Origin of the sequence: Paractinoplanes hotanensis, assembly GCF_023717965.1 — a bacterium.
Taxonomy (GTDB): domain Bacteria; phylum Actinomycetota; class Actinomycetes; order Mycobacteriales; family Micromonosporaceae; genus Actinoplanes; species Actinoplanes polyasparticus.
Genome location: NZ_JAMQOL010000001.1, coordinates 74,478 through 98,005 on the forward strand (window position 1 = coordinate 74,478; position 23,528 = coordinate 98,005).

22 protein-coding genes are annotated in these 23,528 nt (G+C 71.9%); 15 read left to right on the forward strand and 7 right to left on the reverse strand.

Going from position 1 to position 23,528, the window contains the following annotated elements; translation table 11 throughout:
* Positions 1-35: 35 nt before the first annotated feature.
* The 3 genes from LXN57_RS00340 to LXN57_RS00350 all read right to left on the reverse strand — a co-directional run bounded on the left by LXN57_RS00340 (position 36) and on the right by LXN57_RS00350 (position 3,523).
* Positions 36-1,367 (reverse strand): peptidase associated/transthyretin-like domain-containing protein, encoded by a 1,332-nt coding sequence (locus tag LXN57_RS00340; RefSeq protein WP_251796033.1) that lies wholly within the window; start codon positions 1,365-1,367, stop codon positions 36-38.
* 39 nt (positions 1,368-1,406) lie between these two features.
* Positions 1,407-1,736 carry a hypothetical protein gene (locus LXN57_RS00345; RefSeq protein WP_251796034.1) on the reverse strand — a complete coding sequence of 110 codons (330 nt, stop codon included), beginning with the start codon at positions 1,734-1,736 and terminating at the stop codon, positions 1,407-1,409.
* A gap of 68 nt (positions 1,737-1,804) precedes the next feature.
* Positions 1,805-3,523 carry a dihydroxy-acid dehydratase gene (locus LXN57_RS00350; RefSeq protein ID WP_251796035.1) on the reverse strand — a complete coding sequence of 573 codons (1,719 nt, stop codon included), beginning with the start codon at positions 3,521-3,523 and terminating at the stop codon, positions 1,805-1,807.
* 76 nt (positions 3,524-3,599) lie between these two features.
* Here LXN57_RS00350 and LXN57_RS00355 point away from each other — a divergent pair, with 76 nt between their 5' ends.
* From LXN57_RS00355 to LXN57_RS00405, 11 genes are all read left to right on the forward strand, one after another.
* A complete protein-coding gene (locus LXN57_RS00355; protein WP_251796036.1) occupies positions 3,600-4,457 on the forward strand; it encodes an SMP-30/gluconolactonase/LRE family protein in 858 nt (285 codons plus the stop codon).
* Between the two features lie 16 nt (positions 4,458-4,473).
* Positions 4,474-5,331, forward strand: coding sequence for a fumarylacetoacetate hydrolase family protein (locus LXN57_RS00360; protein ID WP_251796037.1), 858 nt, complete (start codon positions 4,474-4,476; stop codon positions 5,329-5,331).
* A complete protein-coding gene (locus LXN57_RS00365) occupies positions 5,331-6,065 on the forward strand; it encodes an SDR family NAD(P)-dependent oxidoreductase (protein ID WP_251796038.1) in 735 nt (244 codons plus the stop codon). Before LXN57_RS00360 ends, LXN57_RS00365 begins: the two co-directional genes overlap by 1 nt.
* 200 nt (positions 6,066-6,265) lie before the next feature.
* A complete protein-coding gene (locus LXN57_RS00370; RefSeq protein WP_251796039.1) occupies positions 6,266-8,344 on the forward strand; it encodes a molybdopterin oxidoreductase family protein in 2,079 nt (692 codons plus the stop codon).
* Between the two features lie 4 nt (positions 8,345-8,348).
* Positions 8,349-9,521, forward strand: coding sequence for a winged helix DNA-binding domain-containing protein (locus tag LXN57_RS00375; protein ID WP_251796040.1), 1,173 nt, complete (start codon positions 8,349-8,351; stop codon positions 9,519-9,521).
* 65 nt (positions 9,522-9,586) lie between these two features.
* Positions 9,587-10,132 carry an RNA polymerase sigma factor gene (locus LXN57_RS00380; RefSeq protein ID WP_251796099.1) on the forward strand — a complete coding sequence of 182 codons (546 nt, stop codon included), beginning with the start codon at positions 9,587-9,589 and terminating at the stop codon, positions 10,130-10,132.
* Positions 10,129-10,920 carry a zf-HC2 domain-containing protein gene (locus LXN57_RS00385; protein ID WP_251796041.1) on the forward strand — a complete coding sequence of 264 codons (792 nt, stop codon included), beginning with the start codon at positions 10,129-10,131 and terminating at the stop codon, positions 10,918-10,920. Before LXN57_RS00380 ends, LXN57_RS00385 begins: the two co-directional genes overlap by 4 nt.
* A 75-nt stretch (positions 10,921-10,995) precedes the next feature.
* Entirely contained in the window at positions 10,996-11,784 is a 789-nt protein-coding gene (locus LXN57_RS00390; protein ID WP_438872814.1) for an ABC transporter ATP-binding protein, read from the forward strand.
* Complete coding sequence (locus LXN57_RS00395) at positions 11,781-13,133, forward strand: hypothetical protein (protein ID WP_251796043.1); 1,353 nt, start codon at positions 11,781-11,783, stop codon at positions 13,131-13,133. Before LXN57_RS00390 ends, LXN57_RS00395 begins: the two co-directional genes overlap by 4 nt.
* A complete protein-coding gene (locus tag LXN57_RS00400; protein ID WP_251796044.1) occupies positions 13,133-13,744 on the forward strand; it encodes a hypothetical protein in 612 nt (203 codons plus the stop codon). Before LXN57_RS00395 ends, LXN57_RS00400 begins: the two co-directional genes overlap by 1 nt.
* Positions 13,745-13,832: 88 nt before the next feature.
* Positions 13,833-15,563 (forward strand): CocE/NonD family hydrolase, encoded by a 1,731-nt coding sequence (locus LXN57_RS00405; protein WP_251796045.1) that lies wholly within the window; start codon positions 13,833-13,835, stop codon positions 15,561-15,563.
* A 173-nt stretch (positions 15,564-15,736) separates the two neighbouring features.
* Here LXN57_RS00405 and LXN57_RS00410 read toward each other — a convergent pair whose 3' ends face one another.
* The gene (locus LXN57_RS00410; protein ID WP_251796046.1) at positions 15,737-16,312 is read right to left on the reverse strand and encodes an NADPH-dependent F420 reductase; all 576 of its coding nucleotides are present in this window, start codon (positions 16,310-16,312) and stop codon (positions 15,737-15,739) included.
* A gap of 91 nt (positions 16,313-16,403) precedes the next feature.
* On the opposite strand from LXN57_RS00410, the gene LXN57_RS00415 reads away from it, so the two are divergent.
* Positions 16,404-16,892 (forward strand): MarR family winged helix-turn-helix transcriptional regulator, encoded by a 489-nt coding sequence (locus tag LXN57_RS00415; RefSeq protein ID WP_251796047.1) that lies wholly within the window; start codon positions 16,404-16,406, stop codon positions 16,890-16,892.
* Positions 16,893-16,991: 99 nt separating this feature from the next.
* Here LXN57_RS00415 and LXN57_RS00420 read toward each other — a convergent pair whose 3' ends face one another.
* Positions 16,992-18,239, reverse strand: a complete 1,248-nt coding sequence (locus tag LXN57_RS00420; protein WP_251796048.1) for a cellulose-binding domain-containing protein — start codon at positions 18,237-18,239, stop codon at positions 16,992-16,994.
* 95 nt (positions 18,240-18,334) lie between these two features.
* Between LXN57_RS00420 and LXN57_RS00425 the strand changes: the two genes are divergently transcribed.
* Positions 18,335-19,249 (forward strand): DMT family transporter, encoded by a 915-nt coding sequence (locus LXN57_RS00425; RefSeq protein WP_251796049.1) that lies wholly within the window; start codon positions 18,335-18,337, stop codon positions 19,247-19,249.
* Here LXN57_RS00425 and LXN57_RS00430 read toward each other — a convergent pair.
* Together LXN57_RS00430 and LXN57_RS00435 are read right to left on the reverse strand one after the other, a co-directional pair.
* On the reverse strand, positions 19,230-21,275 hold the full coding sequence (locus LXN57_RS00430) for a cellulase family glycosylhydrolase (RefSeq protein WP_251796050.1): 2,046 nt from the start codon (positions 21,273-21,275) through the stop codon (positions 19,230-19,232). The genes LXN57_RS00425 and LXN57_RS00430 overlap by 20 nt on opposite strands.
* Before the next feature lie 339 nt (positions 21,276-21,614).
* Entirely contained in the window at positions 21,615-22,034 is a 420-nt protein-coding gene (locus LXN57_RS00435; RefSeq protein ID WP_251796051.1) for a winged helix DNA-binding protein, read from the reverse strand.
* 139 nt (positions 22,035-22,173) lie between these two features.
* On the opposite strand from LXN57_RS00435, the gene LXN57_RS00440 reads away from it, so the two are divergent.
* The gene (locus tag LXN57_RS00440; protein WP_251796100.1) at positions 22,174-22,587 is read left to right on the forward strand and encodes a MarR family winged helix-turn-helix transcriptional regulator; all 414 of its coding nucleotides are present in this window, start codon (positions 22,174-22,176) and stop codon (positions 22,585-22,587) included.
* Positions 22,584-23,522: a hypothetical protein gene (locus tag LXN57_RS00445; protein WP_251796052.1), complete on the forward strand. Its 939-nt coding sequence runs from the start codon at positions 22,584-22,586 to the stop codon at positions 23,520-23,522. Before LXN57_RS00440 ends, LXN57_RS00445 begins: the two co-directional genes overlap by 4 nt.
* Positions 23,523-23,528: the final 6 nt, after the last annotated feature.

Genomic DNA, 23,528 nt, shown 5'->3' on the forward strand with positions numbered 1-23,528 from the left:
GAAGTCCACGGCCGCCGCGCGAGCGAGGTCCCGACCTATCCGTTCGTAGCCTGGCCGCATTGATCCGGGACGAGAAGCAGGTCGATGGTGAGGCCTTGGCCGTCGACCTCGTACGGTCCCTCTTCTCGTGAGCAGCCGCCGTGCGAGGTGATGACCGTGTACAGGCCGGGCGGCACCTCGGACGTCAGGAACGAGAACTCACCCTCGGCGTTGGTCGTGGTCTGGAAGCCCCCCGGCTCCAGCCGGACCGTCGCATCGGGCACTGGCAGGAATGTCGTGATGTCGAGCACCCGCCCGTTCAGGAGGGTGAGGTTCCGGACCTGAATGCCGGCCGCCGTCAACAGGCTGTCGATGGCGCCGTCACTGGCCACCGCGTACACACTCCGCGACCCGGGGACGTTGCCGACCGGGACCTGAACCACGGCGTACCCACCTGGTTCGTTCGGAGCAGCGGTCAGGTTCAGCGTCGGCGCGCCGACGCTGTAGCGGAACTGCGTGACGCTCTTGTCGCCCTCGGCATCCAGCCGTACGGACAGGGTGCCGCCCTGTTCCACGGTGTTGCCGTCCGGGAACGAGATCGTCGGCGTGAGCGGCCGCGCGGGCTGAGGGTTGCCGGCCGCCTTGACGCGGAAGGTCCAGGTGACCGGCGTGGAGAACAGGCCGGCCCGGTCCTTGGACCACACGCGCAGGGTGAGAATTCCGTCGCGGCTCGGCGCGATCGTCAGGGTCGCCCCTTGAGTGCCCGCGTCGGCCGGGACCGTGGCAGCGCCGGCCGGCCCGACTCCGCTGTCCAGGGTCCAGGCGTACGCGACGACCTCATCCGGCCGGAGCTCGGGTGGACTGATGACGAACCGTCCTGGCACCCCCACGCCACCGGCCGGCGCGTCGGCCGGGTAGTCCGTGGACGTGACCCCCGCCGGCGGTTGTGGCGCCGTGGCATCCACGGCGAACTCGCACCGGCCCGACCAGGGACCGTGGCGGGTGCCGTCGAAGGTCCGCGCCCGCCAGGCGTACGTCCCTCCGTCGGCCAGCAGCCCCTCCGGAACCTCGACCGCGACCAAGGCGGGGTTACCGGCCGACCGGCTCGCCTGACCGGCGCCGCCAGAGGTACCGTCGATCGGCCACCAGGCGAACGTGGTGGTCAGGTTCTGCCCGCCGCCCGGGGCGGACTGCCGAACCGCCAGGACCGGCGTCCTGGTCGGTACGGACGGCCGATCGGCCCCGGCCGCGCAGGCCCGTCCGTTCGACCCGGGCTCACCCGGCCGGACCGGCGTCGTACCTGACGTCCCGGCCGAAGCCGGCGTCGGCCAACCCGACACGGCCGCCGCCAGGACTGCGGCCACCGCCCATCGTCCCCGTACCCGCATTCATCTCTCCACTTCGGACTGTTGAAAGTCCGACGATTATCACAGCGGTGCGGGCGAATTGGCTACAGTCAATGGGGGCTGAGGGTGGTCAGCCACTGGGCGATGGGCGCGGCCACCTCGGCCGGGGCGCGGCGGGCCCACGAGGAAGTGGTCCACGGGAGCGTTGCCGGCCACCCGCACCTGCAGACGGGCGGCGTTGGCGGCTCGTTTGGCCAGCAACGCGACCGCGCCCGGGTTGATCAGGTGGTCGCGGTCGATGCCGAGCATCAGGCGCGGTGTCCTCAGCCGGGACAGGGCGGCCTCGTAGTCGAACGGGTCGCGGTGCAGCCGGAACCGGCCGTGGCTGGCCTCGTAGGCCCAGTCCCGCATCGCCGGCCGGGGCCGCTGCGGTCCGTCTCACGCCAGTCCCCTCGATGATGTGCGGGCAGCGTAGCCGGTCAGTGAGACTCGCGGGCCACCTTGTCGCCGCTGGAGCCGAGCAGGAAGTCGAGGTCGGCGCCGGTGTTGGCCTGGTTGACGGTGTCGACGTAGAGCTTCTCCCAGCCCCGAGTCGGGGTCGCGTAGGCCTTCGCGGCCTCGGCTGACGGCTCCCGCGCGGCCCACTCGTCGGCCGGGATGTCCACGTCCAGGCGGCGGTTCTCGAGGTCGAGGACGATGGTGTCGCCGGTGCGGACCTTGGCCAGGGGTCCGCCGGCGGCCGCCTCGGGCGCCACGTGCAGCACCACGGTGCCGTACGCCGTGCCGCTCATCCGGCCGTCGCAGATGCGGACCATGTCGCGTACGCCCTCGGCCAGCAGCTTGGCCGGCAGGGGCATGTTGGAGACCTCGGGCATGCCGGGATAGCCCTTGGGGCCGCAACCGCGCAGGATCAGGACCGAGTCGGCGGTGACCTCCAGCGACGGGTCGTCCAGGCGGGCGTGCAGGTCCTCCACCGAGTCGAAGACGACCGCCGGGCCGCGGTGCTGCAGCAGGGCGGGCGTGGCCGCGGCCGGCTTGACCAGGGCGCCGTCGGGGGCCAGGTTGCCGTAGAGCACCGCGATCCCGGCCTCCATCTGCAGCGGGTCCTGCCGGGGGCGGATCACCTCCCGGTCGTACACCTGGGCTACGCCCAGCGCCGACACCAGGGGCTCCCCGATGACCGTGATCGCCGAGGGGTCGAGCAGGTCCTGCACCTCGGCCAGCACGGCGTGCAGCCCACCGGCCCGATAGAGGTCGTCCATCAGGAAGCGGCCCGCCGGCTGCAGGTCGACCAGCAGCGGCACACCGGCCCCGATCCGGTCGAAGTCGTCCTGGGTCAGCTCGACGCCCAGGCGCCCCGCGATGGCCAGCAGGTGCACCACGGCGTTCGTCGAGCCGCCCAGCGCGGCCAGCGCCACGATCGCGTTGTGGAACGAGGCCCGGGTCATCACCGCGCTCGGCCGCCGCTCCTGGTCGACCAGGTCGACGGCCAGCACACCGGTGGCGTGGGCCGCCTCGAGGAGGCGGCTGTCCGGGGCCGGCGTGCCGGCGACGCCGGGCAGGGTCATGCCCAGCACCTCGGCCAGCAGGCCCATGGTCGAGGCGGTGCCCATGGTGTTGCAGTGACCGCGGCTGCGGATCATCGAGGACTCCGAGCGCTGGAACTCGGCCGAGCTCAGCGTGCCCGCCCGGACCTCCTCCGACAGCTTCCACACATCCGTGCCGCAGCCCAGCGGCGTACCCCGGAACGTGCCCGTCAGCATCGGGCCACCGGGCATCACGACGGCCGGCAGATCGACCGAGGCCGCGGCCATGAGCAGGGCGGGGATCGTCTTGTCGCAGCCGCCGAGCAGCACCACCCCGTCGATCGGGTTGGCCCGGAACATCTCCTCCATCGCCATCGCGGCCATGTTCCGCCACAGCATGGCCGTGGGCTTGACCTGCGTCTCGCCCAGGGAGACCACCGGCAGGTTGAGCGCTATGCCGCCGGCCCGGTGGATGCCGTCGGCGACGCTGCGGCCCACCTCGTTGAGGTGGGCGTTGCACGGGGTGAGATCCGAGGCGGTGTTGGCGATGGCGATGTGCGGGCGCTCGCCGTCGAACGCGTCGGCCGGGAAACCGCGCCTCATCCAGGCTCGATGGATGTAGCTGTTCCGGTCGTCCCCGCCGTACCACTGTGCGCTCCGCCGGTCAGCCATGATCTGACCGTAACGCCGCGCCGGTCCCGCGGGAAGATCCTTCTTCTGAGCGGAAGTTTTGCATACGCTTCGGAACATGACTGCGCGCTTCGTCGCCCGGCCGGCCGGCGCGGAGGCTTACACCCTCGGCGAAGGCCCCGTCTGGGACCCCGACCGCAACCGCCTGCTCTGGGTCGACATCCAGGGCGGCACGGTGCACGCCGGCTCCGTCGAGCCGGGCCGGATCCACGTGACCGACACCTGGGAGTTCGACGATCTGGCCTGCGTGGTCGCCGTCTCGGCCGCGGGCGAGCTGCTGGTGGCTCAGCGCGGTGAGGTCGTCGAGATCGGCCTCGACGGCGCCCGTACGCCCCGGGCCGACCTCAGCCGGGCCGGGAGCCGCCTCAACGACGGCGGGGTCGACCCCCAGGGCCGGTTCCTGGTCGGGGGCATGGCCCTCGACGACTCGAGCGGCACCCAGACGCTCGTGCGGCTCGACGGCGACGCGGTGACCGTGCTCGACGACGACCTGACGCTCTCGAACGGGCTCGCCTGGAGCCCCGACGGCGGCACGCTCTACAGCGTCGACTCGATCCCCGGAGTGATCTACGGACGGGACTACCCGGACGGCGAGCGCCGGGAGCTGTTCCGGATCACCGACGGGCTGCCCGACGGCCTGTGTGTGGACGCCATCGGCAACCTGTGGATCGCCAACCACGGCCTGGGACGCGTCGAGTGCCGCACCCCGTCCGGCCGGTTGCTGGCCGTCGTCGATGTCGACGCGCCCCACCCGACCAGCTGCGCCTTCGCCGGACCGGACCTCGACATCCTGGTCATCACGACCGCCACCGAGGGCCTCTCCCCGGCCGAGCTGACCCGGCGCCCGGCCTCGGGACGCCTGTTCACGGCCGCCGTGGGCGCAACCGGCCTCCGTACGCCGTACTGGAAACCCTGAGAACGGAGCAGTCCCCTTGCGACTCCTGCGAATCGGCGCCGCCGGCGCCGAAAAGCCCGCCGTCCGCGCCGGCGAGAACGCCTACGTCGACGTCTCCGACCTGGTGACGGACTTCGACGAGGCGTTCTTCGGCTCGGGCGGCCTCGACCGGATCGCCGGGCCGGTCGCCGAGCGGATCGCCGCCGGGCGGACGCAAACCCTGGGCGACCAGCGGATCGGCGCCCCGATCGCGCGGCCCCACCAGATCCTGTGCATCGGCCTCAACTACAGCGACCACGCCGCCGAGACCGGGCAGGCCCCGCCGGCCGAGCCGATCCTGTTCACGAAGTCGCCCAACACGCTGGTCGGCCCGAACGACGACGTGCGGATCCCGCGCGGCTCGGCCAAGACGGACTGGGAGGTCGAGCTCGGCATCGTCATCGGCCGCCGCACGTCCTACCTGGACTCCGTCGACCAGGCGCGGGACGCCATCGCCGGCTACGTGCTGGTCAACGACGTGAGCGAACGCGCATTCCAGACTGAGCGCGGCGGACAGTGGACCAAGGGCAAGTCGGCCGAGACGTTCAACCCGGCCGGCCCGTGGCTGGTCACGCCGGACGAGATCCCGGACGTCAACGACCTCGGCATGTGGCTCGACGTCAACGGCGAGCGCCGGCAGACCGGCAACACCCGGACGATGATCTTCGACCCGTACGTCATCGTGCATTACCTCAGCCAGTTCCTGGTGCTCGAGCCGGGCGACCTGATCAACACCGGCACCCCGCCGGGCGTCGGGCTGGGCATGAAACCGCCGGTCTACCTGAAGGCGGGGGATGTCATGACGCTCGGCATCGAGCACCTCGGCGACGCCCGCCAGCAGGTGGTGGGACCGTGATGACCGGCCTGCGCGCCGTCGTCACCGGCGGCGCCTCGGGCATCGGCCTGGCCACCGCCACGCTGCTGGCCCAGCGTGGCTACCGCGTCGCGGCGCTCGACCTGAACCCCGAGGTGCCCGAGCCGCTGCTGGGCATCCGGTGCGACGTCACCGACGACGCCTCCGTGCGGGCCGCGGTCGCCGAGGCCGCGGCCGAGTTCGGCGGCCTCGACGTGGTGGTCAACAACGCCGGCATCGGGGCCCAGGGAACGATCGAGGACAACGACGACGCCGAGTGGGCGCGGGTGTTCGACGTCAACGTGCAGGGCATGGTGCGGGTGAGCCGGGCCGCGCTCCCCTACCTGCGCGAGTCGTCGCACGCGGCGATCGTCAACACGTGCTCGGTCGCGGCCACCGCGGGCCTGCCGAGCCGGGCCCTCTACAGCGCGACCAAGGGTGCGGTGCAGTCGCTGACCCTGGCCATGGCGGCCGACCACCTGGGCGAGGGCATCCGCGTCAACTGCGTGAACCCGGGCACCGCGGACACCCCGTGGGTGCGCCGGCTGCTCGACCAGGCCGACAACCCGGACGCCGAGCGGGCCGCCCTCGCGGCCCGGCAACCCTCGGGCCGGCTGGTGACGGCGGACGAGGTCGCGGACGCGATCGCCTACCTGGCCGGGCCGGGCGCCTCGGCCACCACGGGTGTCGCGCTGGCCGTGGACGGCGGCATGCAGGGGCTCCGCCTGCGCAAGTGACGGCGGCGTGCAGAGCTGCCCGTGCGCAAGTGACGGCGGCGTGCAGAGGCGCGTGCGCAAGTGACAAGCGGCGTGCAGAGCCGCGCGTGCGCAAGTGACGGCGGCATGCAGGGGCTGCGGCTGCACAAGTGACGGTTCCCCGCACGGAGCGAGCATGGCACGATACTCGCGAGTAACCAGCCGGAGAGGGTGGTGGCACCGTGGCCGACTCGCGCACCGCGTATCGGACGTGTCCGTTCTGTGAGGCTGCCTGCGGCCTCGAGCTGACGATCGCCGGCGAGCGGGTGGTGGCAGCCCGCGGCGACCGGGACCACGTGTTCAGCCACGGGTTCGTCTGTCCCAAGGGCGCCACGTTCGGGCAGGTAACCGACGACCCGGACCGGCTGCGACGCCCGCTCGTGCGGCGCGCCGGCACGCACGTCGAGGTGGACTGGGACGAGGCCTTCGACGTGGTCGCGGCCGGGCTGCGGCCGGTCCTGGAGACGTACGGACCGCATGCCGTCGCGATCTATCTAGGCAACCCGAACGTGCACACAATGGCCGGTGGGCTGTATCTGAGCCCGCTGGTCAAGGCGCTGGGCACGCGGAACGTGTTCTCGGCGAGCACGGTCGACCAGATGCCGAAGCACGTCTCCTGCGGCTACCTGTTCGGCAGTCCGCTCACCATCCCCGTGCCGGATCTCGACCGCACCGACCTGCTGCTGATGCTCGGGGCCAACCCGTGGGAGTCCAACGGCAGCCTCGCCACGGCGGCCGACTTCCCGGGACGGTTGAAGGCGATCCAGGAACGGGCCGGCCGGTTCATCGTCGTCGATCCGCGCAGAACGCGCACGGCCGCGCACGCGAACGAGCATCTGTTCATTCGGCCCGGCACCGACGCCTTCCTGCTGTTCGGCATCGTCCACACGCTCTTCGCCGACAACCTTCTCAACCCTTCCCCGTACGTCGAGGGGGTGTCCGCCGTGGGCCGGCTGGCCGAGGACTTCGCCCCGTCCGTGGTCGCCCCGGTCTGCGGAGTTCCGGCTGATCGAATCCGGTCGCTCGCGCACGAACTGGCCGCCTCGCCGCGGGCCGCGGTCTACGGCCGGATCGGAACGTGCACGGTCGAGTTCGGAACGCTCACCAGCTGGCTCGTCGACGTCGTGAACGCGCTCACCGGCAACCTCGACCGGCCCGGCGGCGTCATGTTCCCCCTGGCGCCGCATGTCCGGCGAGGCAAGGGCACCGGCAAGGGTTTCCGGGTCGGGCGCTGGCACAGCCGGGTCCGCGGACTGCCCGAGGTCAAGGGTGAGCTGCCGGTCGCCACCCTGGCCGACGAGATCGAAACGCCCGGAGACGAGCAGGTTCGAGCGCTCGTTACCGTCGCCGGGAACCCGGCGCTCTCCACGCCCAACAGCGGGCGGCTCGACCGGGCGCTGTCCGGTCTGTCGTTCATGGTCAGCGTCGACCCCTATCTGAACGAGACGACGCGGCACGCCGACGTGGTGCTGCCGCCGCCCGACGCCGTCCGCAAGGGGCACTACGACTTCTCGTTCCTCGCGCTGGCCGTCCGCAACTTCGCCGCGTACAACCCACCGGTGCTGCCGCCGCTGCCGGGAGCGATGGACGAGTGCGACATCCTGGCCCGGCTCACCGCGATCGTCTCCGGTGCGCCGTCCTCGCCCGCCGAGCCGGAACGCCTGCTCGATGCCGCGCTGCGCGCCGGGCCGTACGGGCTGACGCTGGAGCAGTTGGTGGCCAGCCCGCACGGCATCGATCTCGGACCGCTGGAGCCGCGCCTGCCCGAGGTGCTGCGCACGCCCAGCGGCCGGGTCGAGCTGTGCCCCGAGCCGCTGGCGGCCGACGTCGAACGGCTGCGCGGGGCGCTCGACCGGGAACCCGGCGGCCTGGTGCTGATCGGCCGCCGCCACCTGCGCTCCAACAACAGCTGGATGCACAACGTGCCGGCTCTGGTCAAGGGTCGCGACCGCTGCACGCTGCAGCTCCACCCGGCCGACGCCGCCCGGCTCGACCTCACCGACGGCGACGACGCGCAGGTCACCTCGCGGGTAGGCACGCTCACAGCCCGCGTCGAGGTCACCGACACCGTGATGCCGGGCGTGGTGAGCCTGCCGCACGGCTGGGGCCACGACGTGCCGGGCACCCGCCAGACGGTCGCCGCGGCCCACCCCGGCGTCAACTCGAACGTGCTCACCGACGAGTCGGTCATCGACCCGCTCTCGGGCAACAGCGTGCTCAACGGCATCCCGGTGGAGATCAAACCGCTCGTGCGATCATGACCCGATGCGCCTGGTGACCGACGACGAACGGCGGGCCCGGCTGGCTCTGCGGCACGCGCTCGCCGTCCCGGTCGGCTCGCCCGAGGCGGCCACGGAAGCGATGACGGCGCTGCACGCGACCGAGCCGGCGACGGTCTATCTGTCGTGCTGGGCGCGGGTGCGATCGCTGTCGGTGGCCGATGTCGACCGGGCGCTCTATGTCGGCCGTACGCTGGCGAAGCAGCTGGCCATGCGGCGCACGCTCTTCGTCTTCCCGGTCGAGCTGCTGGCCGCCGCCTGGCCGAGCGCGTCGGCCCGGGTCGCGGCGACCGAGCGCGCCCGCATGGCCCGGGACGCCGTGACGGCCGGCTTCGCGGAGGACGGCCACGAGTGGCTCGATCGGGCCCGTACGGCGGTGATCGAGGCTCTGGAAGCGGTTCCCGACGGCCGGTCGGCGCTCGAGCTGCGCCGGGCGGTGTCGTTGATCGACATCAAGGTCGCCGTCCGCGCGGGCGAGATGTGGACCGCCGGGCGTATTCTCACCCACCTCGGCCTGACCGGCGACCTCGTCCGCGGCGTGAACACCGGGGGCTGGCACGTCTCCCGGCCACGGTGGACCCTCATGCGCCACTGGCTCCCGTCCCTTCCCCCGCTGATGACGGCGGAAGAGGGCTACCGCGAGCTCGTACGGCGGTGGCTGTACTCGTTCGGGCCGGGCACCGAGGACGACATCGTGTGGTGGCTCGGCTCGACCAAAGCGGTCGTGCGCGCGGCCCTGGCATCGCTGGAAGCCGTGCCCGTCACGCTGAACGGCGGCGCGACCGGCTGGCTGCTGCCCGGCGACCTCGACGAGGTTCCCGCTCCGCCTGATTGGGCGGCGCTGCTGCCGGTGCTCGACTCGACCGTGATGGGCTGGAAGGGCCGCGATTTCTACCTGGGCCCCCATCGCGACCAGCTCTTCGACAATCGGGGCAACGCCGGCACCACCGCCTGGTTCAACGGCCGCGCGGTCGGTTGCTGGGTGCAGGACGCCGCCGGCGTGGTCCGGCTCCGGCTGCTGGAAGACGTGCCGCCGCAAGGCCGCTCGTTGCTGGAGGCCGAAGCCGAACGCCTGACCGCATGGCTCGACGGCTTCCGTGTCGGCAGCGTCTATTCGTCACCGGCGATGAAGGCCGCCCCGGCGCACCACGCCCGATAGTGAATGGTGACCGGCGTCACTCGCGACGATGATCCGTGGCGGGTGACGCCGTCGTCTGTCCTGATGTGAAGGTGACCGAGCTGGACGACGGGCAACTGCTGCGGCGGGTTGCCCGGGCCGACCGGGCCGCGTTCGACGAGCTGTACCGGCGGACGTCGCCGTGGCTCGCCGTCCGCCTGCGCCGCCGCTGCTCGGACGACGGCATGGTGGCCGAGGTTCTGCAGGACACGTACTTGGCGGTCTGGCGGGCGGCCGGCTCGTTCACCGGCATGCAGGGCGGGGGCAGCGCGGCCGGCTGGCTGTGGACCGTGGCCGCCCACCGGCTCGTCGACGCCATGCGCAAGCGGGCCCGGCACCCCGAGACACCGTCCGAGGAGCTTCCCGTACGCAGCGTGCCCGCCGCCGAGGACGAGGCGCTCGCCGGCTCGATCGGCGACGAGGTGGGCGTCGCGCTGGCCCGGCTCGCGCCGGAACTGCGGGACGTCCTGCACGCCATGGTGCTGGACGGCCTGACCGTACGGGAGACCTCGATCCTCCTCGGCGTCCCCGAGGGAACCGTCAAGAGCCGGGCGCGCCGCGCCCGCAGCGTGTTGCGGGAGGCATTGTCGTGACCGAGCACATTCCGGCCGCCTCGCTGGCCGCCTACACCGCCGGGGAACCGGGGCTCGACGACGCCGCGGTCTGGGCGGTCGAGGTCCACCTGGAGAACTGCGCCGACTGCCGGGCGAGGATGGCCGGCCTGGCCCCTCCCCCGCTGCTGACGCTGCTCGACGACGTGCAGGTGATGATCGACAGGGGGGTGCGTACCGGGCCCGAGCCGGTCCGGCGACGCACCTGGCGCCGCCTCGCCCACCGGTGGGCCGTCTGGTCGGTGGTCCCCTGGCTGACGCTGGTGTTCAGCGCTGTCCTGGCCGCCTTCCTGCTCGACCGGGAGTTCCCCCAGCGGCCGTCTCTGGTGCTGCTGCTGGCGCCGGTGGCCCCGCTGGCGGGCCTGGCCGTCGCCTGGTCGCGGCGCAGCGACCCGGCGTGGGAGATCACCGTGGGCACCTCACGGGCCGGGCTGGAACTGCTTCTCCGGCGTACGGTCGTCGTCCTCGCCACCGTGCTGCCCCCACTGGCCTGGGCCGGGTGGCTGCTCGAGATGTCCCCCGCGCTCTGGCTGCTGCCCAGCCTCGCCTTCACCGCGGCCACGCTGCTGCTCGGCGGCCTGATCGGCGTGGCCCGCGCGGCGACGCTGCTCAGCGCCGGCTGGCTGCTGGCCGTGGCACTGCCCGCCGTCCTCACCGCCAACCTTCCGGTGGTCGTCCGGCCGTCGAGCGTGCCCGTCTGGGCGGCCGCCGCCCTGATCGGCGCCGTCCTCGCCGTCCTCCGCGCCGGCGATCACCGCCGCTTCAACTGATCCGTCGCTTCACTCTGATCCCCCCTTCGACCGACCTGATCCCCCCTTCGACTGAGGAGACCTGCTTTGGTACGCATGGTCAGCGCCACCGAGCTCAAACCGACCACCTACGCCTGGCCGGTGGAGACCGCGGGACTGCGCGTCAAGGCCGGGCGGCATCTGGCCGTCAACGACCTCGACCTGCGGCTGGGCAACGGCGTGCACGGTCTGCTGGGCCCGAACGGCGCCGGTAAGACGACGCTCATGCGGGCGTTGTCGACCGTCCACCGCCCGTCCGGCGGCCAGCTCCGGCTGCTCGGCGAAGAGGCCACCAACGGCCGGGTGCTGCGCCCGCTGCGGCGCCGCCTCGGCTATCTGCCGCAGCACTTCGGGTTCTACCCGCGGTTCACCGTGCGCGAATACGTCGAGTACATGGCCTGGCTGCGCGAGATGCCCAAGACCGCCATCCCGGGCGCGGTGCAGCGCGCGGTCGAACGGGTCGGGCTCACCAGCCGCGCCGACTCGCGGCTCAAGACGCTCTCCGGCGGCATGCTGCGCCGCGTGGGCATCGCCCAGGCCATCGTCAACGACCCGGATCTGCTGCTGCTCGACGAGCCGACCGTCGGCCTCGACCCGGAACAGCGCGTCGAGTTCCGCACGCTGCTGCGCGAACTGGGTGCCGACAGCTGCGTGGTGGTCTCGACCCACCTCGTCGAGGACGTGGTCGCCGCCTGCTCGAACGTGGTGCTCGTCAACGAGGGCCGGCTGGTCTGGCAGGGCCTGCCGGCCGAGCTGATCGAGCGCGGCGAGCACGGCGGCGCCGGCGACAGCCCGGCCGAGCGCGGCTACACCTCGTTCCTGACCTCCCACCGGAGCGCCTCGTGAGACGCATCTTCGGCATCGAGCTGCGCCGCTCCAACGCGCCGGCCTTGGCCGCGCTGCTCATCGCGGCCGGCCTCGCGGGCCTCGCCCTCGGCGGCAACCTCCGGTTGGCGGAGTGGCACATCTTCGCGTACATGCATTCGTCCGCCCTGTTCCTGCTGCTTCCCCTGGCGCTGGCCGGCGGCGCGGTGCTGGGCCGCCGCGAGAAGCGCACCCGGGCCGCCGAGCTGTTCGCCAGCACCGGCCGGCCGAACGCCCAGCGGCTGCTGCCCGGCCTGCTCGCGCTGGGCGTGGCCGTCGCCGTGGCCCATCTGATCGTCTTTGCCGGCGGCGCGATCTGGTTTCTCGCGACCGGCTCGTACACGAACGCCGTGACCGTGTTGTGGCCGCTGACCGGCGTGCTGGTGCTGGCCGGAGGCGCCTGGACGGGCCTGGCCGCAGGCCGGGCCTGGTCATCGCCACTGGTGCCGCCGCTGGTCGCAGTGCTGGGCCTGCTGCTGCAGTTAGGGTTCTCCGAGCTCCGGCCGCCGGGCGAGCCGACGTACCTGGCGAACCTGTCGATGCTGGCGCAACCGCCCAGCTATGCCTGGGAGGCGATCACCGGACGGGCGTTGCTCGGGTACGCGGTGCTCGGCGCGGGCCTGATCGGCACCGGTTTCCTGCTCGCCGCCGGGCGCTCCTGGCTGCCCCGGGTGGCCGCCGCGGTGCTGCTGGGCGTGGCCGGAACGGTCGCGGCCGTGGTCCCCGGCAAGGCAGCCGACACCCACTACCGCGTGGACACGGCCGCCCAGAAGCTGGTCTGTGCCGAAGGCGCCCCGCAGGTCTGCGTGACCGCGGCGCACGCGAAGCTCCTGGACGAGGCCGCACCCCAGGTGCGTGCGGCGCTGACGTTGCTGGCCAAGTTGCCCGGCGCTCCGACCCGGGCCGTGGAGTGGCGGTCCGACCGGGTCTACCGGCCCGGCGACTCGGACTGGTCGGTCACCGGCGCCAGCCGCCCCGGGCCCGGCACGGTCAACTTCGACCTGGGTCTGGAGGGCGGCAAGCTCGGCCCGGCGCTGACCGAGTACGTCGTCCTCGGCGCGGGCACCATGTGGAACGGCTGCCCGGGCGGGCAGGATCTGGTCGCTGCCCATGCGGTGGGCGCCTGGCTGATGGACCGGGAGGAGCTGACCGGCGTCGATGACAGCCTCGGCTACTACCCCGAGCTGAAGCAACAGGTGGCCCCGACCGTACGGGCCCTGCGCGCCCTGCCCGAGAAGGAGCAGATCCGGCGGGTGGCCGCGGTACGCGACGCGTCCCTGGCCTGCCAGGAGGACCTGCTGCCGATCCTGACCGGCCGGGCGTCCTCGTGATGACCTGGTTGCGGCTCTACGTCCGCTCGCGACGCCTGCCGGTGGCGATCGTGCTCTCCCTGGCCGCGGCCGTCCTGAGCTGGGCCGGCTGGTCGATGTTCTCCGACGTCCCCGAGATCAACCGAGGTCTCGCCCTCTTCACGATCCTGGCCGCCCTGGCCCCGATGATCTCGACCCTCGGCGGCGACGACGACTCGCTCGAATCGGGCACGGCCCTGCTCTGGCCGCCGCGGCGCGCGCTGCACCTGCTCGCGATCGCCGCCGTCGCGGCGGTCCCCGTGCTCGCCAGCCGCGCCACCGGCGCGTCGTTCGGCCCGCCCGAGGAAATGCTCCGCGACGTGGCCGGCCTGACCGGCCTGATCGGCCTCGGGGCAGCACTGCTGGGCACCAGAATGGCGTGGCAGCTGCCCATCTGCTGGACCGTCATCCAGCTGATCATCGGCGGCGCGTCGTCGCCCGGCTGGCGCGAGTCGCTGTTCTGGCTCGTCGAGCCCGCCGAGAGCGAGGTCGCAGCAACGACAGCCGCCGTTCTGCTCGCTGCCGGCCTGCTCACCTACGCCTGGCGCGTCGGCCCCCGCCGAGCCCCGGCCGAGGCCGCGCTGGGCCAGTAGGCCGGACGGCGTTCACTGTGGAGAGATGCACAACCCGGGGCCGGGGCGCGTCTTCCTTACGGAACAGTCCCGATTCCGTGGAGGATCAATGCGACATCCCATTCTGGCCGCCGGCGCCATCGTGGTGAGCGCCGTCGTGGGGCTGCCGCCCATGGCGAGCGCCGAGGGGCCGCCGGCGGCGACGATCGTGGTGCGGGACGGCGCGACCCAGCCGGTGTTCGACTACGACAAGGCGATCACGGAGGCGGTCTTCGTCGAGGTGCCGCTGGACACCGACGGGGACGGGGTGCGGGACCGCGTACGGCTGGAGATCACGCGGCCCGGGGAGACGGAGACGGCGGGGCTCAAGGTCGGGTCGCTCATGATCGCCTCGCCCTACCTCGGGGACAACTGGCCCGAGGTGCCGTACCACGACGTTGATCCTTCCTCGCTGAGAAGGCAGGCTCGGGGCGACGGGGACGAGGGCTACCCCGAGGAGGGCACCTGGGAGTTCTTCGTCCGGCGGGGCTACGCCATGATCTCGATGGAGAGCCTGGGAACCGCGGGATCGACCGGCTGCCCCGACGCGGGCGGGCCGCACGAGGCGGCGGCGACGCGCGCGGTCATCGACTGGCTGGGCGGCTCGGGGCGGGCCTACGACGCGGCCGGCCAGGTGATCGCGGCCGACTGGTCGGCTCGCAAGGTCGGGATGTACGGGGTCTCGTACAACGGCACGCTGCCGCTGGCGGCCGCCGTGACCGGAGCGTCCGCCCTGAAGACCATCATTCCGATGTCCGCGGTTTCCAGCTGGTACGACGAATACCGCGCCAACGGGCTGGTCGTCGCGCCCTACGGCTGGCAGGGCGAGGACGCCGACATCCACGCCCGGATCGTCCTCTCGCGCCGGGACCCGGAGGTCTGCGCGGCCGCGATGGACAAGCTGGAACGCGAGCAGGACCGGGCGACCGGCGACTACTCCGCGTTCTGGGCCGCCCGCGACTACGCGGCGAAGGCGTCGAAGATCAAGGCGAGCGTCTTCATCGTGCAGGGCCTGCGGGACTGGAACGTGAAGACCAAGCAGGGCGTCCAGCTGTGGGAGGCGCTCGGCCGTCACGGCATCGACCGCAAACTGTGGCTCTACGACGGCGACCACGGCTCGGCCAGTGCGCCGCAGTTCTTCCCGGCCATGCGGCGCTGGATCGACCACTACATCTACGACGTGGACAGCGGCATTGGGAACGAGGCGCCGGTCACCTTCGAGGACGCCGACTACGCCGTCACCGGCACCAGCACGGCGTGGCCGGTACCCGGTTCGGCCCCGGTCACGCTGCCGCTGGCCGTCGGTCCGGCGCGGCGGGACACGTTCGTCGACAACGGCCGCAACGCCCCGGCGGAACAGCTGCTCGAACCGGCCGGCCACTCCCTGGCGTACAAGACCCCGGTCTTGACCGCTCCGGCCCGCCTCAGTGGGACGCCCCGGGTCACGGTCGACGTCAGCATCGACAATCGCCCGGCGGCCAACCTCACCGCGTTGCTGGTCGACTACGGGCCCGCCGGCGCCGACCCGGTGATCGTGACGCGCGGCTGGATCGACCCGCGGAACCGCAAGTCGCTCACGCATTCCGCGCCGGTGACGCCCGGCCAGTTCTACCGGCTCCGCTGGGACATGCAACCGATGGAGCACGTCTTCGCGGCCGGGCACCGCATCGGTGTCGTGGTGCTCTCGACCGACTACGACTACACGCTGCGGCCGCTGCCCGGCACGCAGCTGTCGGTGCGGCCCACCAGCAGCACGGTCCGGTTGCCCCTGGTCGGCGGTCGCGCCGCGCTGAAGTACTAAGCATGTAGCCAAGGTGTCGTCCGTAACTGGCGGCTCCCGAGCAGGCCAGCCCTCGGAAGGGCCGCCGGAGTTACGGGCGATAGTTCTGAGCAGGGGCTTATCGCCCGACACACACCCGGACGCGCCGGGGCGGTGACCGGAAGACCGGTCACCGCCCCGTTCGGCGTCTCGGATCAGGCGACGGCGGCGAAGCCACCGTTCCAGGACAGCTTCTCGCCGGCGGCCAGGCTGATCTGGAGGAAGGCGAGCGACTCGAGCTCGCGCGCCCGCTTGAGGGAGCCGGCGTCGACGGCGCGCAGGCCGGCGGCCGACACGAACTCGGCCACGGCCGCCTTGGCGTCGGCGTCGTCGCCGGCGATCAGCACGGCGGTGGTCTCGGAGCCGACCGAGCCGGTGGCCAGGGTGCCCGCGAAGTTGGTGTTGAAGGCCTTGACGACCCTGGACTGCGGCAGCTCCCGGGCCAGCTCGGCGGCGGCGGAGCCGTCGGCCGGGACGGTCAGGTTGTCGAAGGTGGCGAAGTCGACCGGGTTGGTGAGGTCGACGACGATCTTGCCGGCCAGCTGGTCGCCGCGGGTGGCGACGATGTCGGCGAGGGCGCTGTGCGGGACGGCCAGGATCACGATGTCGCCGGTCACCGCTTCGCCGGCGCTCGAGGTGTTGAGCTGCTGAACCGTGCTGCCGCCCTTGGCGACGAGACCGCCGATCGCCTGACCCATGGTGCCGGTGCCGAGGATGCTGATGTTCGCCATGATGCCCTCCAGAACCCGTTTGGTTGTTGCTACAACCATCGCAGAACGAGGCGGTTGTAGCAACAACTAATGTCGTGGGAAACTGGTGACCGTGGACACGCGATGGCTCGACAAGGAGCAGAAGGCAGCCTGGGTACGCCTGGCGGCCGTGCTCGAACTGCTGCCCGGCGCCCTCGACTCGCAGTTGCGGCGCGACGCCCAGATCACGCACTTCGACTACTTCGTGCTGGCCATGCTCTCCGAGGCGCCCCACCGCACCCTGCGGATGACCGCCCTGGCCGAGCTGACCACCGCCACCCTGGCCCGCCTGTCACACGTCGTGCAGCGGCTCGAGAGCCGGGGGCTGGTCGAGCGGTTCCCCTGCCCCGAGGACAAACGCGCCACCAACGCGCGGCTGACCGAGGCCGGCTGGGCCAAGGTGCAGCAGGCCGCCCCGGGCCACGTCGACACGGTGCGCGAGAACGTGATCGACGCGCTCACTCCCGAGCAGCTCGCCCAGCTGACCGGGATTCTCGACGCGGTCCTGCACCGCCTCGACCCGTCCCGGGCCCGGACGGCGATCTACGAACGGTACGACTGACTCCCGGGCGCCGGCAGACGTCACCGCCCACCCCGCGCCGTTCGGCCCGGTCCGAACGATCCGGGCCGAACGATCCGGGCCGTTCGGACAGGGCCCCGTTCAGCGGCCGTAGCGAGACTTCAGGTGGCGCCACCAGTCGCGGAACATCCACTTGTCGAAGTCGGTGATCTGGGTGGCGCTGCCCGCCCGCATGAGGAAACCGCGGCCGGGCGTCGGGTCCCAGTCGTAGAAGTCGTCCAGGCCGTACGTGTGGCCCAGCTCGTGCAGGAAGATGTGGATGTTCTCCGCGTTCAGGTTGCTCAGGAAGTACTCCGAGCCCATCCGCTGACCCCAGTCGCCGCCCGCGCCGCCGCCGAAGCCGGCGGTCAGCCACAGCGAGTGGTCGTAGTGGTGGGAGGCTCCGCCGGGGCAGCCCGAATAGTTGTTGTCCTGGTGGAAGAAGCGACCGCAGGCCGGGGCGCACTGCGGGGCGTTCTCGTTGATGTTGCCCACGTAGATGTCGACCGAGTTGTCGGTCCAGTCGAGCTGTGCCCGGTCGCGGACGGCCCAGCCGACGACCTTCACCGGCACCTGCCGGTACGGCCAGTTGTTCCAGCCTTGGCCGTTGTCGAGCATCTGGTCCATCCACTTCTGGTACTGCCCCTGCAGCGCGCCGTGGATGGCGTCACGCTGGGCGGCGGTCACCCGTGCCGTGGAGTCCCAGCGGACGCAGTAGTTGATGGCGCCGTCGGCCGCGAACAACTGGTCCCAGCCGTAGTTCCGGAAGCCGTACAGGTTCCCGTTGCTGTAGGTCTGTTCCTGATGGGCCCAGACTGCGGCCAGCGGTTGCACGAGCGTCGACGGCGGGCTCCACGCGTCACCGGCCGGCGGAACCGTGGGCGTCGGCGTGGTTGGCGTGGGCGGCGTGGTTGGCGTGGTTGGCGCGGGCGGCGACGTGGTGGGCGCCGAGCCCGTGCACGCCGTCCCGTTCACCGAGAAGGCGGTGGGCGCCGGGTTGGCGGACGCGTACGAGCCGTTGAATCCGAGGCTGATCGTGCCGCCGCCGGCGACCGACGCGTTCCAGGCCGCGTTGGTGACCGTGACGGCGGACCCGCTCTGCGTGAACGTGCCGTTCCAGCCGTCCGCGACCTTCTGGCCGCCGTCCGGGAACACGAACGTGAGCGACCACCCGTTGAGCGGATCGCCCAGGTTGGCCACGGTCACCGCGGCGCCGAATCCTCCCGGCCACTGATTGGTGACCGCGTAGGTGACGCGGCATCCCACTGCCGCGTAGGCCGGGCGCAGCACGGCCACAACCGAGAACGCCGCCATGAGACAGGCGGCCAACCAGACAACACGACGTTTCATCGCTCCTCCTCCGGGCCGGACGCCGGACTGGACGAGTGAATGAGCAGTCCGTTTTTCGCTAGCCACCGAAGTGTTCGCACGGTTGGCTTCCCGGTATGGAAAACCAACGCGTGCCGGGGGCGGCTGTCGCCGCCGCTTCGGTCACGGTGGTGTTCTGGGCCTCGGCGTTCGTCGGGATCCGGGCCGCCGCCCCGCACTTCTCGCCCGGATCGCTCGCTCTGGGACGGCTGCTCTCCGGGGCGGTCGTTCTCGTGCTCTTCCTGCTGATCCGGCGTCAGGGGCTGCCACCGCGCGCGGCCTGGCCCGGAATCGTCATCTCGGGACTGCTGTGGTTCGGGCTCTACATGGTGGCGCTGAACTGGGGCGAGGAACTGGTCGACGCGGGAACGGCCGCGATGATCGTCAACGTGGGGCCGGCGCTGATGGCTCTGCTCGCCGGATGGCTGCTGCACGAGGGCTTTCCCCCACGGCTGATGGCCGGGATCGGCGTCTCGTTCGCGGGCGCGGTCGTCGTCGGGTTGTCGATGTCCGGCGGCGGGCGGGCGTCGGTGCTCGGCGTGCTGCTGTGCCTGGTCGCCGCGATCACCTATGCGGCGGGGGTGGTCGCGCAGAAGCCCGCGCTCCGGCACGCGTCGGCGTTGCAGGCGACCACTTTTGGCTGTTTGATCGGCGCGGTTGCGTGTTTGCCGTTCGCAGGGCAGCTGATCGACGACATTCGCACAGCGCCGATGAGCGCCACGCTCAATGTTGTGTATCTCGGCGTGTTCCCGACCGCCGTCGCTTTCACCACGTGGGCGTACGCCCTGGCCCGCACCACCGCGGGCAAGATGGGCTCCACGACGTACGCCGTTCCGGTCGTCGTCATCCTGTTGTCGTGGGCGATCCTCGACGAGGTGCCGCGCGCGCTGGCCATCGCCGGCGGGGCGCTGTGCCTGGCCGGGGTGGCGGTGTCCCGGAGCCGGCCGCGTGGGCCGGCTCCGGAACCGGTCGTCACGCAGTCGCACCGGTGACGGTGCTTCCGGACTTCGTGACGTAGTAGGTGACCGTGGCGCCGCTCCAGAAGTGCAGGGTGAGCGTCACCTTCGCGCCGTCGTTGACCTCGGCGAAGAACTCCGGGGTGAGCGCGAGCGTGTTCGCCGTGTAGTCGGGCAGGAACGTGTGGGCGAACTCCTTGAACGACGTCCAGTTCTGCGGCCCGGCGTTGCTGCCGTCGGCGTACTTCGCTTCCATGGTGGCGATCCGGTCGCCGCGGAACGTCACCGGGATCGTGAAGGCGGCGGTGGTCCCGCTGCGGGCGGCGACGGTCGGGGTGTCGTACGAAATGAGGTTGATCCGCCACGGCACGCCGGCCGAGAAGACCGCCGTGATGCGGGCGTTGACGCCGTACGCGCGATCGCCGGCCAGCCTGGTCAGCAGCGCGGCGCTCAACGTGATCTCGTTGCCCGAAATGGTGTAGTCGGTGCCCCGTACGAGATCGGCGTTGTTGAGGCGCAGCGCGGTGAACGTCGTGCCGTTCGGGTGGAGCGTGACCGTTTTGGCGGTGATGGCCGTCGACTTGGACAGGAAAACCTGATCGGTGCTGGCCGTTCCTGAGCGAGTCGTCCAGGCCGACTTCAGATGCGCGTAGAGCTCGGCGTCGCGCCAGGCCAGCGCCGTGCGGTCGAAGTGCTGGCCGTTGTCCCAGAGCATCGTGGTGATCTTCTTCTGCCGGGCGTACCAGCCGAGGTACTCGAAGAACTTGCGCTTCTCGCCCTGCTCGACCGCGTCCAGCGACCGGTCGAAACCGAGCAGGCCCCACTCGCCCAGGATCACCGGGATGCCCTTGGCGGTGAACGTGGCGGCCGAGCGGTCGAGGTAGCCGACGAGGTCGGCCTGGGTGGTGGCGTCGAACGTGGTGGTGCCGGCGATGTTCACGCTGAACGGCCAGTAGCCGTAGTAGTGCACGGTGGCGGCGATGTTCCGGTCGTTGAGCGAGGCGATCGTCGTGGCCAGGGCGTCCAGGTGCACCTGATCGGCCGAGGTGTGCAGGGTGGGCAGCACGAGCAGCCGGGTCGCGTTGCCGCCGCCGGAGCCGCGCACGATGCGGTGGAAGGACGTGTTGAGCGCGTTGAGGTGGGTCGCGCTCTGGCCCTCGTCGCTGAACTGGGGCTCGTTGACGCTCTCGAAGACGAGCCGCTCGGGACTGTCCCGGAAGGCGGCGGCGATCTGGGTCCACGTGGCGTCGTAGCGGGCCTGGGCGCCGGGCATGCTGTTGAGCCACTGCCACGAGTCGTGGTGGACGTTGATCATCACGTAGAAGCCGTCGGCCAGCGCCCAGTCGACGACCTCCTTGACCCGGGCCAGGTACGCGGCCTCGATGGTGTAGCCCGGCGAGCCGCCCTGGTGCTGGCCCCAGGTGACCGGGATCCGGATGCTCTTGAAGCCCTGCGCCTTGACGCCGTCGAGCAGCGCCTCGGTGATGCGCGGGTTGCCCCACGAGGTCTCGTCGGCGCCGGTCGCGTCCAGCGAGTTGCCCAGGTTCCAGCCCGGCTGCATGGCCGCGACCGTCGCTTCCGCGTCTCCGGCCGGCGGCGGCGTGACCGGGCCGGTGGTCGGGGGCGTCGTCGGCGGTGCGGTCGCTCCGGTGCAGGCCACGCCGTTGAGCGCGAACGTCGTCGGCGCCGGGTTGCTGCCGGTGAAGGTGCCGTTGAAGCCGAAGCTCGTGGTGGCGCCGGTGGCGATCGAGCCGTTGTAGCTCGCGTTGGTGGCCGTGACGTCCGCGCCGCTCGCCGTGACCGTGGCGTTCCAGGCCTGGGTGACGCTCTGGGCAGCGGGGAACGCCCACGTCAGGCGCCAGCTCGGGATCGCATCGCCGAGGTTGGTGATGGCGACGTTGGCCGTGAAGCCGCCGCTCCACTGCGAGCCGACCGTGTAGACGACCTTGCAACCGGCCGCGGCGGCGCCGGCGGCCGTCGCGGTCCACAGTCCGAGGAGGGTCAGCAGGGCGACGACGCCGGCCAGGGCCGCTCGCCGCCGGGTGCCACGGGTAGGAGACATCTATCCGCCTTGGAAACACGTGCGTAACAGGGAGGCGCACGTTATCCGGCCCATTTCATAGACGTCAATCAACGTTTCCTTAAATCTGGGAGCGCTCCCAATCTGCGTCGCGCCTCTTGTGGACGGCCAGCGGGACTCGTACGATTGGCCGGTTTGTTATCGTTCACAGCCGACGCGCGCGCCGGTCAGTCGAGCAGCCCCCTGCTACTGGGCCGGGGCGGTGCCAGTTCACGCCATCGCCGGCGCCCGCCACCAGGCCGGGGCGGCGCCTGTTCACGCCGTCGCCGGCGCCCGCCACTGGGCCGGGGCGGCGCCAGTTCACGCCGTCGCCGGCGCCCGCTACGCGGCCAGGGCGGCGTCGGCGCGGGTGAGGACGGCGTTCAGGACCCGGGCCGCCGCTTCCCGGTCACCCTCGGGGAGATTGCCCCACAGGCTGTCAGCGATGGTGGCCGTCTCGGTGCGCACGTTGTTCCAGAGGATGCGGCCGAGAGCGGTGGGCTCAAGCACGCCGCCGAGCGCCGGCTGCACCAGACCGGCGGTGGCCAGCTCGGCCAGGCGCCGGCGAGCGGTGTTCTCGTCGACGCGCAGAGCATGGGCGACACGGGCCGCGGGGTCGGCGCCCTCGGCCGTCATGGTCAGGGTGAGGGCGACCCACTGCGGCTCGGTCAGGCCGGTGCCGGACAGCGAGCGTTCCAGCAGCGCGTTGAGGGCCTTCTCGGTGCGGCCGACGAGCTGGGCGCCGAACGGGATGGTCGTCATGATGGGCTCCAATTCATTAGTCCGACTAACGCTGACGGTAGGTCGTTAGTGGGACTAACGCAAGTGCTACGGTGGCCCGGTGAACGAGGGCGCCCAGCGGCTACGGACCCTGCGCACGCGCCTGCTCTCGCTGGCCGCCATGCATTCCGACCGGCGGGTCAACGACGAGCTGGCCCGCGCCGGCGCCCGCAAGTGGCACTACGCCGTGCTGGCCACGCTCGACGAGTTCGGCCCGGCCAGCCAGGCCCGGCTGAGCGATCGCACCCGCATCTACCGCAGCGACCTGGTCGCCGTCCTCAACGAGCTCGCCGAGCGCGAACAGGTCGAACGTGCGCCGGACCCGGCCGACAAGCGCCGCAACCTCGTCCGGATCACCGGCGCCGGACGCCGCGCGCTGCGCAAGCTCGACCGGGTGCTGGCCGCCGTCGAGGACGAGGTGCTGGCCCCGCTCACCGCAACCCAGCGCGCCCAGCTGACTGACCTGCTCACGATCCTGGTCGACCACCACAGCGACGGAACGGCCACGACGCCGGCTGAGAGGATGCCCCCATGACCGCACAGCTGGAACGGATGATCGCGGCGCAGCCGGCGGCGGTCCGCAGCCTTGCCGACCCGGCCCTGACCGCGCCGGCCGCCGACCGGCTGGCCGGGGCGCGGCGCATCTGGCTGATCGGCACCGGCGCGAGCCTGCACGCGGCCGAACTGGGCGCCGCCGAGCTGGGCGCGGCCGGTCACGACGCCCGCTGGGTCGCTGCCAACGCCTTCACGGGCAGCCTGATCCGCGACGGCGACGCGGCTGTCGTCGTCACCCACACCGGCAAGACCGCGTACGCTCGGCGCAGCCGCCGGATCGCCCTCGACGCGGGCCTCCCGCTCGTGTCGGTGACCGGGCCGCAGGTCGACTGGCCCGAGGCGGTGCGCACGCCGGTGGCCGAGACGTCCGAGACGTACACGGTCAGCTACACCGCGGCCCTGACCGTCCTCGCCCAGATCGCCCACCACCTCGGCGCCCCCGGCGGCGGCCCGAGGGCCGTCGAAGCGGTCGCCGGCCGGCTCTACGAGGAACCGGGCGAGGTGCCCGTGCCGGCCCGCGCGATGGCGATCGTCGGCCCCGGCCCGTGGTCGGTCACCGCCCGCGAGGGCGCCCTGAAGATCCGCGAGGGCGCCCGCATTCTGTGCGAGGGCTTCGATCCGGACCGGCTGCTGCACGGCGGCGCGGTCCCCTATACGGCGGCCGACACCCTGCTCGTGCTGCAACCCACGGCCGACGCCGACGAGCTGACCACCGCGCTGCGCCACGCCGCGGCGCTGGAACGGATCCAGGTCGCCACGTTCAGCACCGAGGCCGGCACCGGTTCGGCCCTGCTCGACCAGATCCCGATGACGGTGCGGCTGCAACGCCTGGCCCTGCGTTTCGCCCGCCAGCGCGGCCAGGACGCCGACCTCGCCATCACCGGCGCATGGGCCGACCCCGACCTCTGGCCCTAGACCCAC

Excerpts from the sequence above, each read along its gene's own strand:
- LXN57_RS00340 (WP_251796033.1), bottom strand. The coding sequence starts at position 1,367 with ATGCGGGTACGGGGACGATGGGCGGTGGCCGCAGTCCTGGCGGCGGCC.
- LXN57_RS00345 (WP_251796034.1), bottom strand. The coding sequence starts at position 1,736 with ATGCGGGACTGGGCCTACGAGGCCAGCCACGGCCGGTTCCGGCTGCAC.
- LXN57_RS00350 (WP_251796035.1), bottom strand. The coding sequence starts at position 3,523 with ATGGCTGACCGGCGGAGCGCACAGTGGTACGGCGGGGACGACCGGAAC.
- LXN57_RS00355 (WP_251796036.1), top strand. The coding sequence starts at position 3,600 with ATGACTGCGCGCTTCGTCGCCCGGCCGGCCGGCGCGGAGGCTTACACC.
- LXN57_RS00365 (WP_251796038.1), top strand. The coding sequence starts at position 5,331 with ATGACCGGCCTGCGCGCCGTCGTCACCGGCGGCGCCTCGGGCATCGGC.
- LXN57_RS00375 (WP_251796040.1), top strand. The coding sequence starts at position 8,349 with ATGCGCCTGGTGACCGACGACGAACGGCGGGCCCGGCTGGCTCTGCGG.
- LXN57_RS00390 (WP_438872814.1), top strand. The coding sequence starts at position 10,996 with ATGGTCAGCGCCACCGAGCTCAAACCGACCACCTACGCCTGGCCGGTG.
- LXN57_RS00400 (WP_251796044.1), top strand. The coding sequence starts at position 13,133 with ATGACCTGGTTGCGGCTCTACGTCCGCTCGCGACGCCTGCCGGTGGCG.
- LXN57_RS00405 (WP_251796045.1), top strand. The coding sequence starts at position 13,833 with ATGCGACATCCCATTCTGGCCGCCGGCGCCATCGTGGTGAGCGCCGTC.
- LXN57_RS00410 (WP_251796046.1), bottom strand. The coding sequence starts at position 16,312 with ATGGCGAACATCAGCATCCTCGGCACCGGCACCATGGGTCAGGCGATC.
- LXN57_RS00420 (WP_251796048.1), bottom strand. The coding sequence starts at position 18,239 with ATGAAACGTCGTGTTGTCTGGTTGGCCGCCTGTCTCATGGCGGCGTTC.
- LXN57_RS00425 (WP_251796049.1), top strand. The coding sequence starts at position 18,335 with ATGGAAAACCAACGCGTGCCGGGGGCGGCTGTCGCCGCCGCTTCGGTC.
- LXN57_RS00430 (WP_251796050.1), bottom strand. The coding sequence starts at position 21,275 with ATGTCTCCTACCCGTGGCACCCGGCGGCGAGCGGCCCTGGCCGGCGTC.
- LXN57_RS00435 (WP_251796051.1), bottom strand. The coding sequence starts at position 22,034 with ATGACGACCATCCCGTTCGGCGCCCAGCTCGTCGGCCGCACCGAGAAG.
- LXN57_RS00440 (WP_251796100.1), top strand. The coding sequence starts at position 22,174 with ATGCATTCCGACCGGCGGGTCAACGACGAGCTGGCCCGCGCCGGCGCC.
- LXN57_RS00445 (WP_251796052.1), top strand. The coding sequence starts at position 22,584 with ATGACCGCACAGCTGGAACGGATGATCGCGGCGCAGCCGGCGGCGGTC.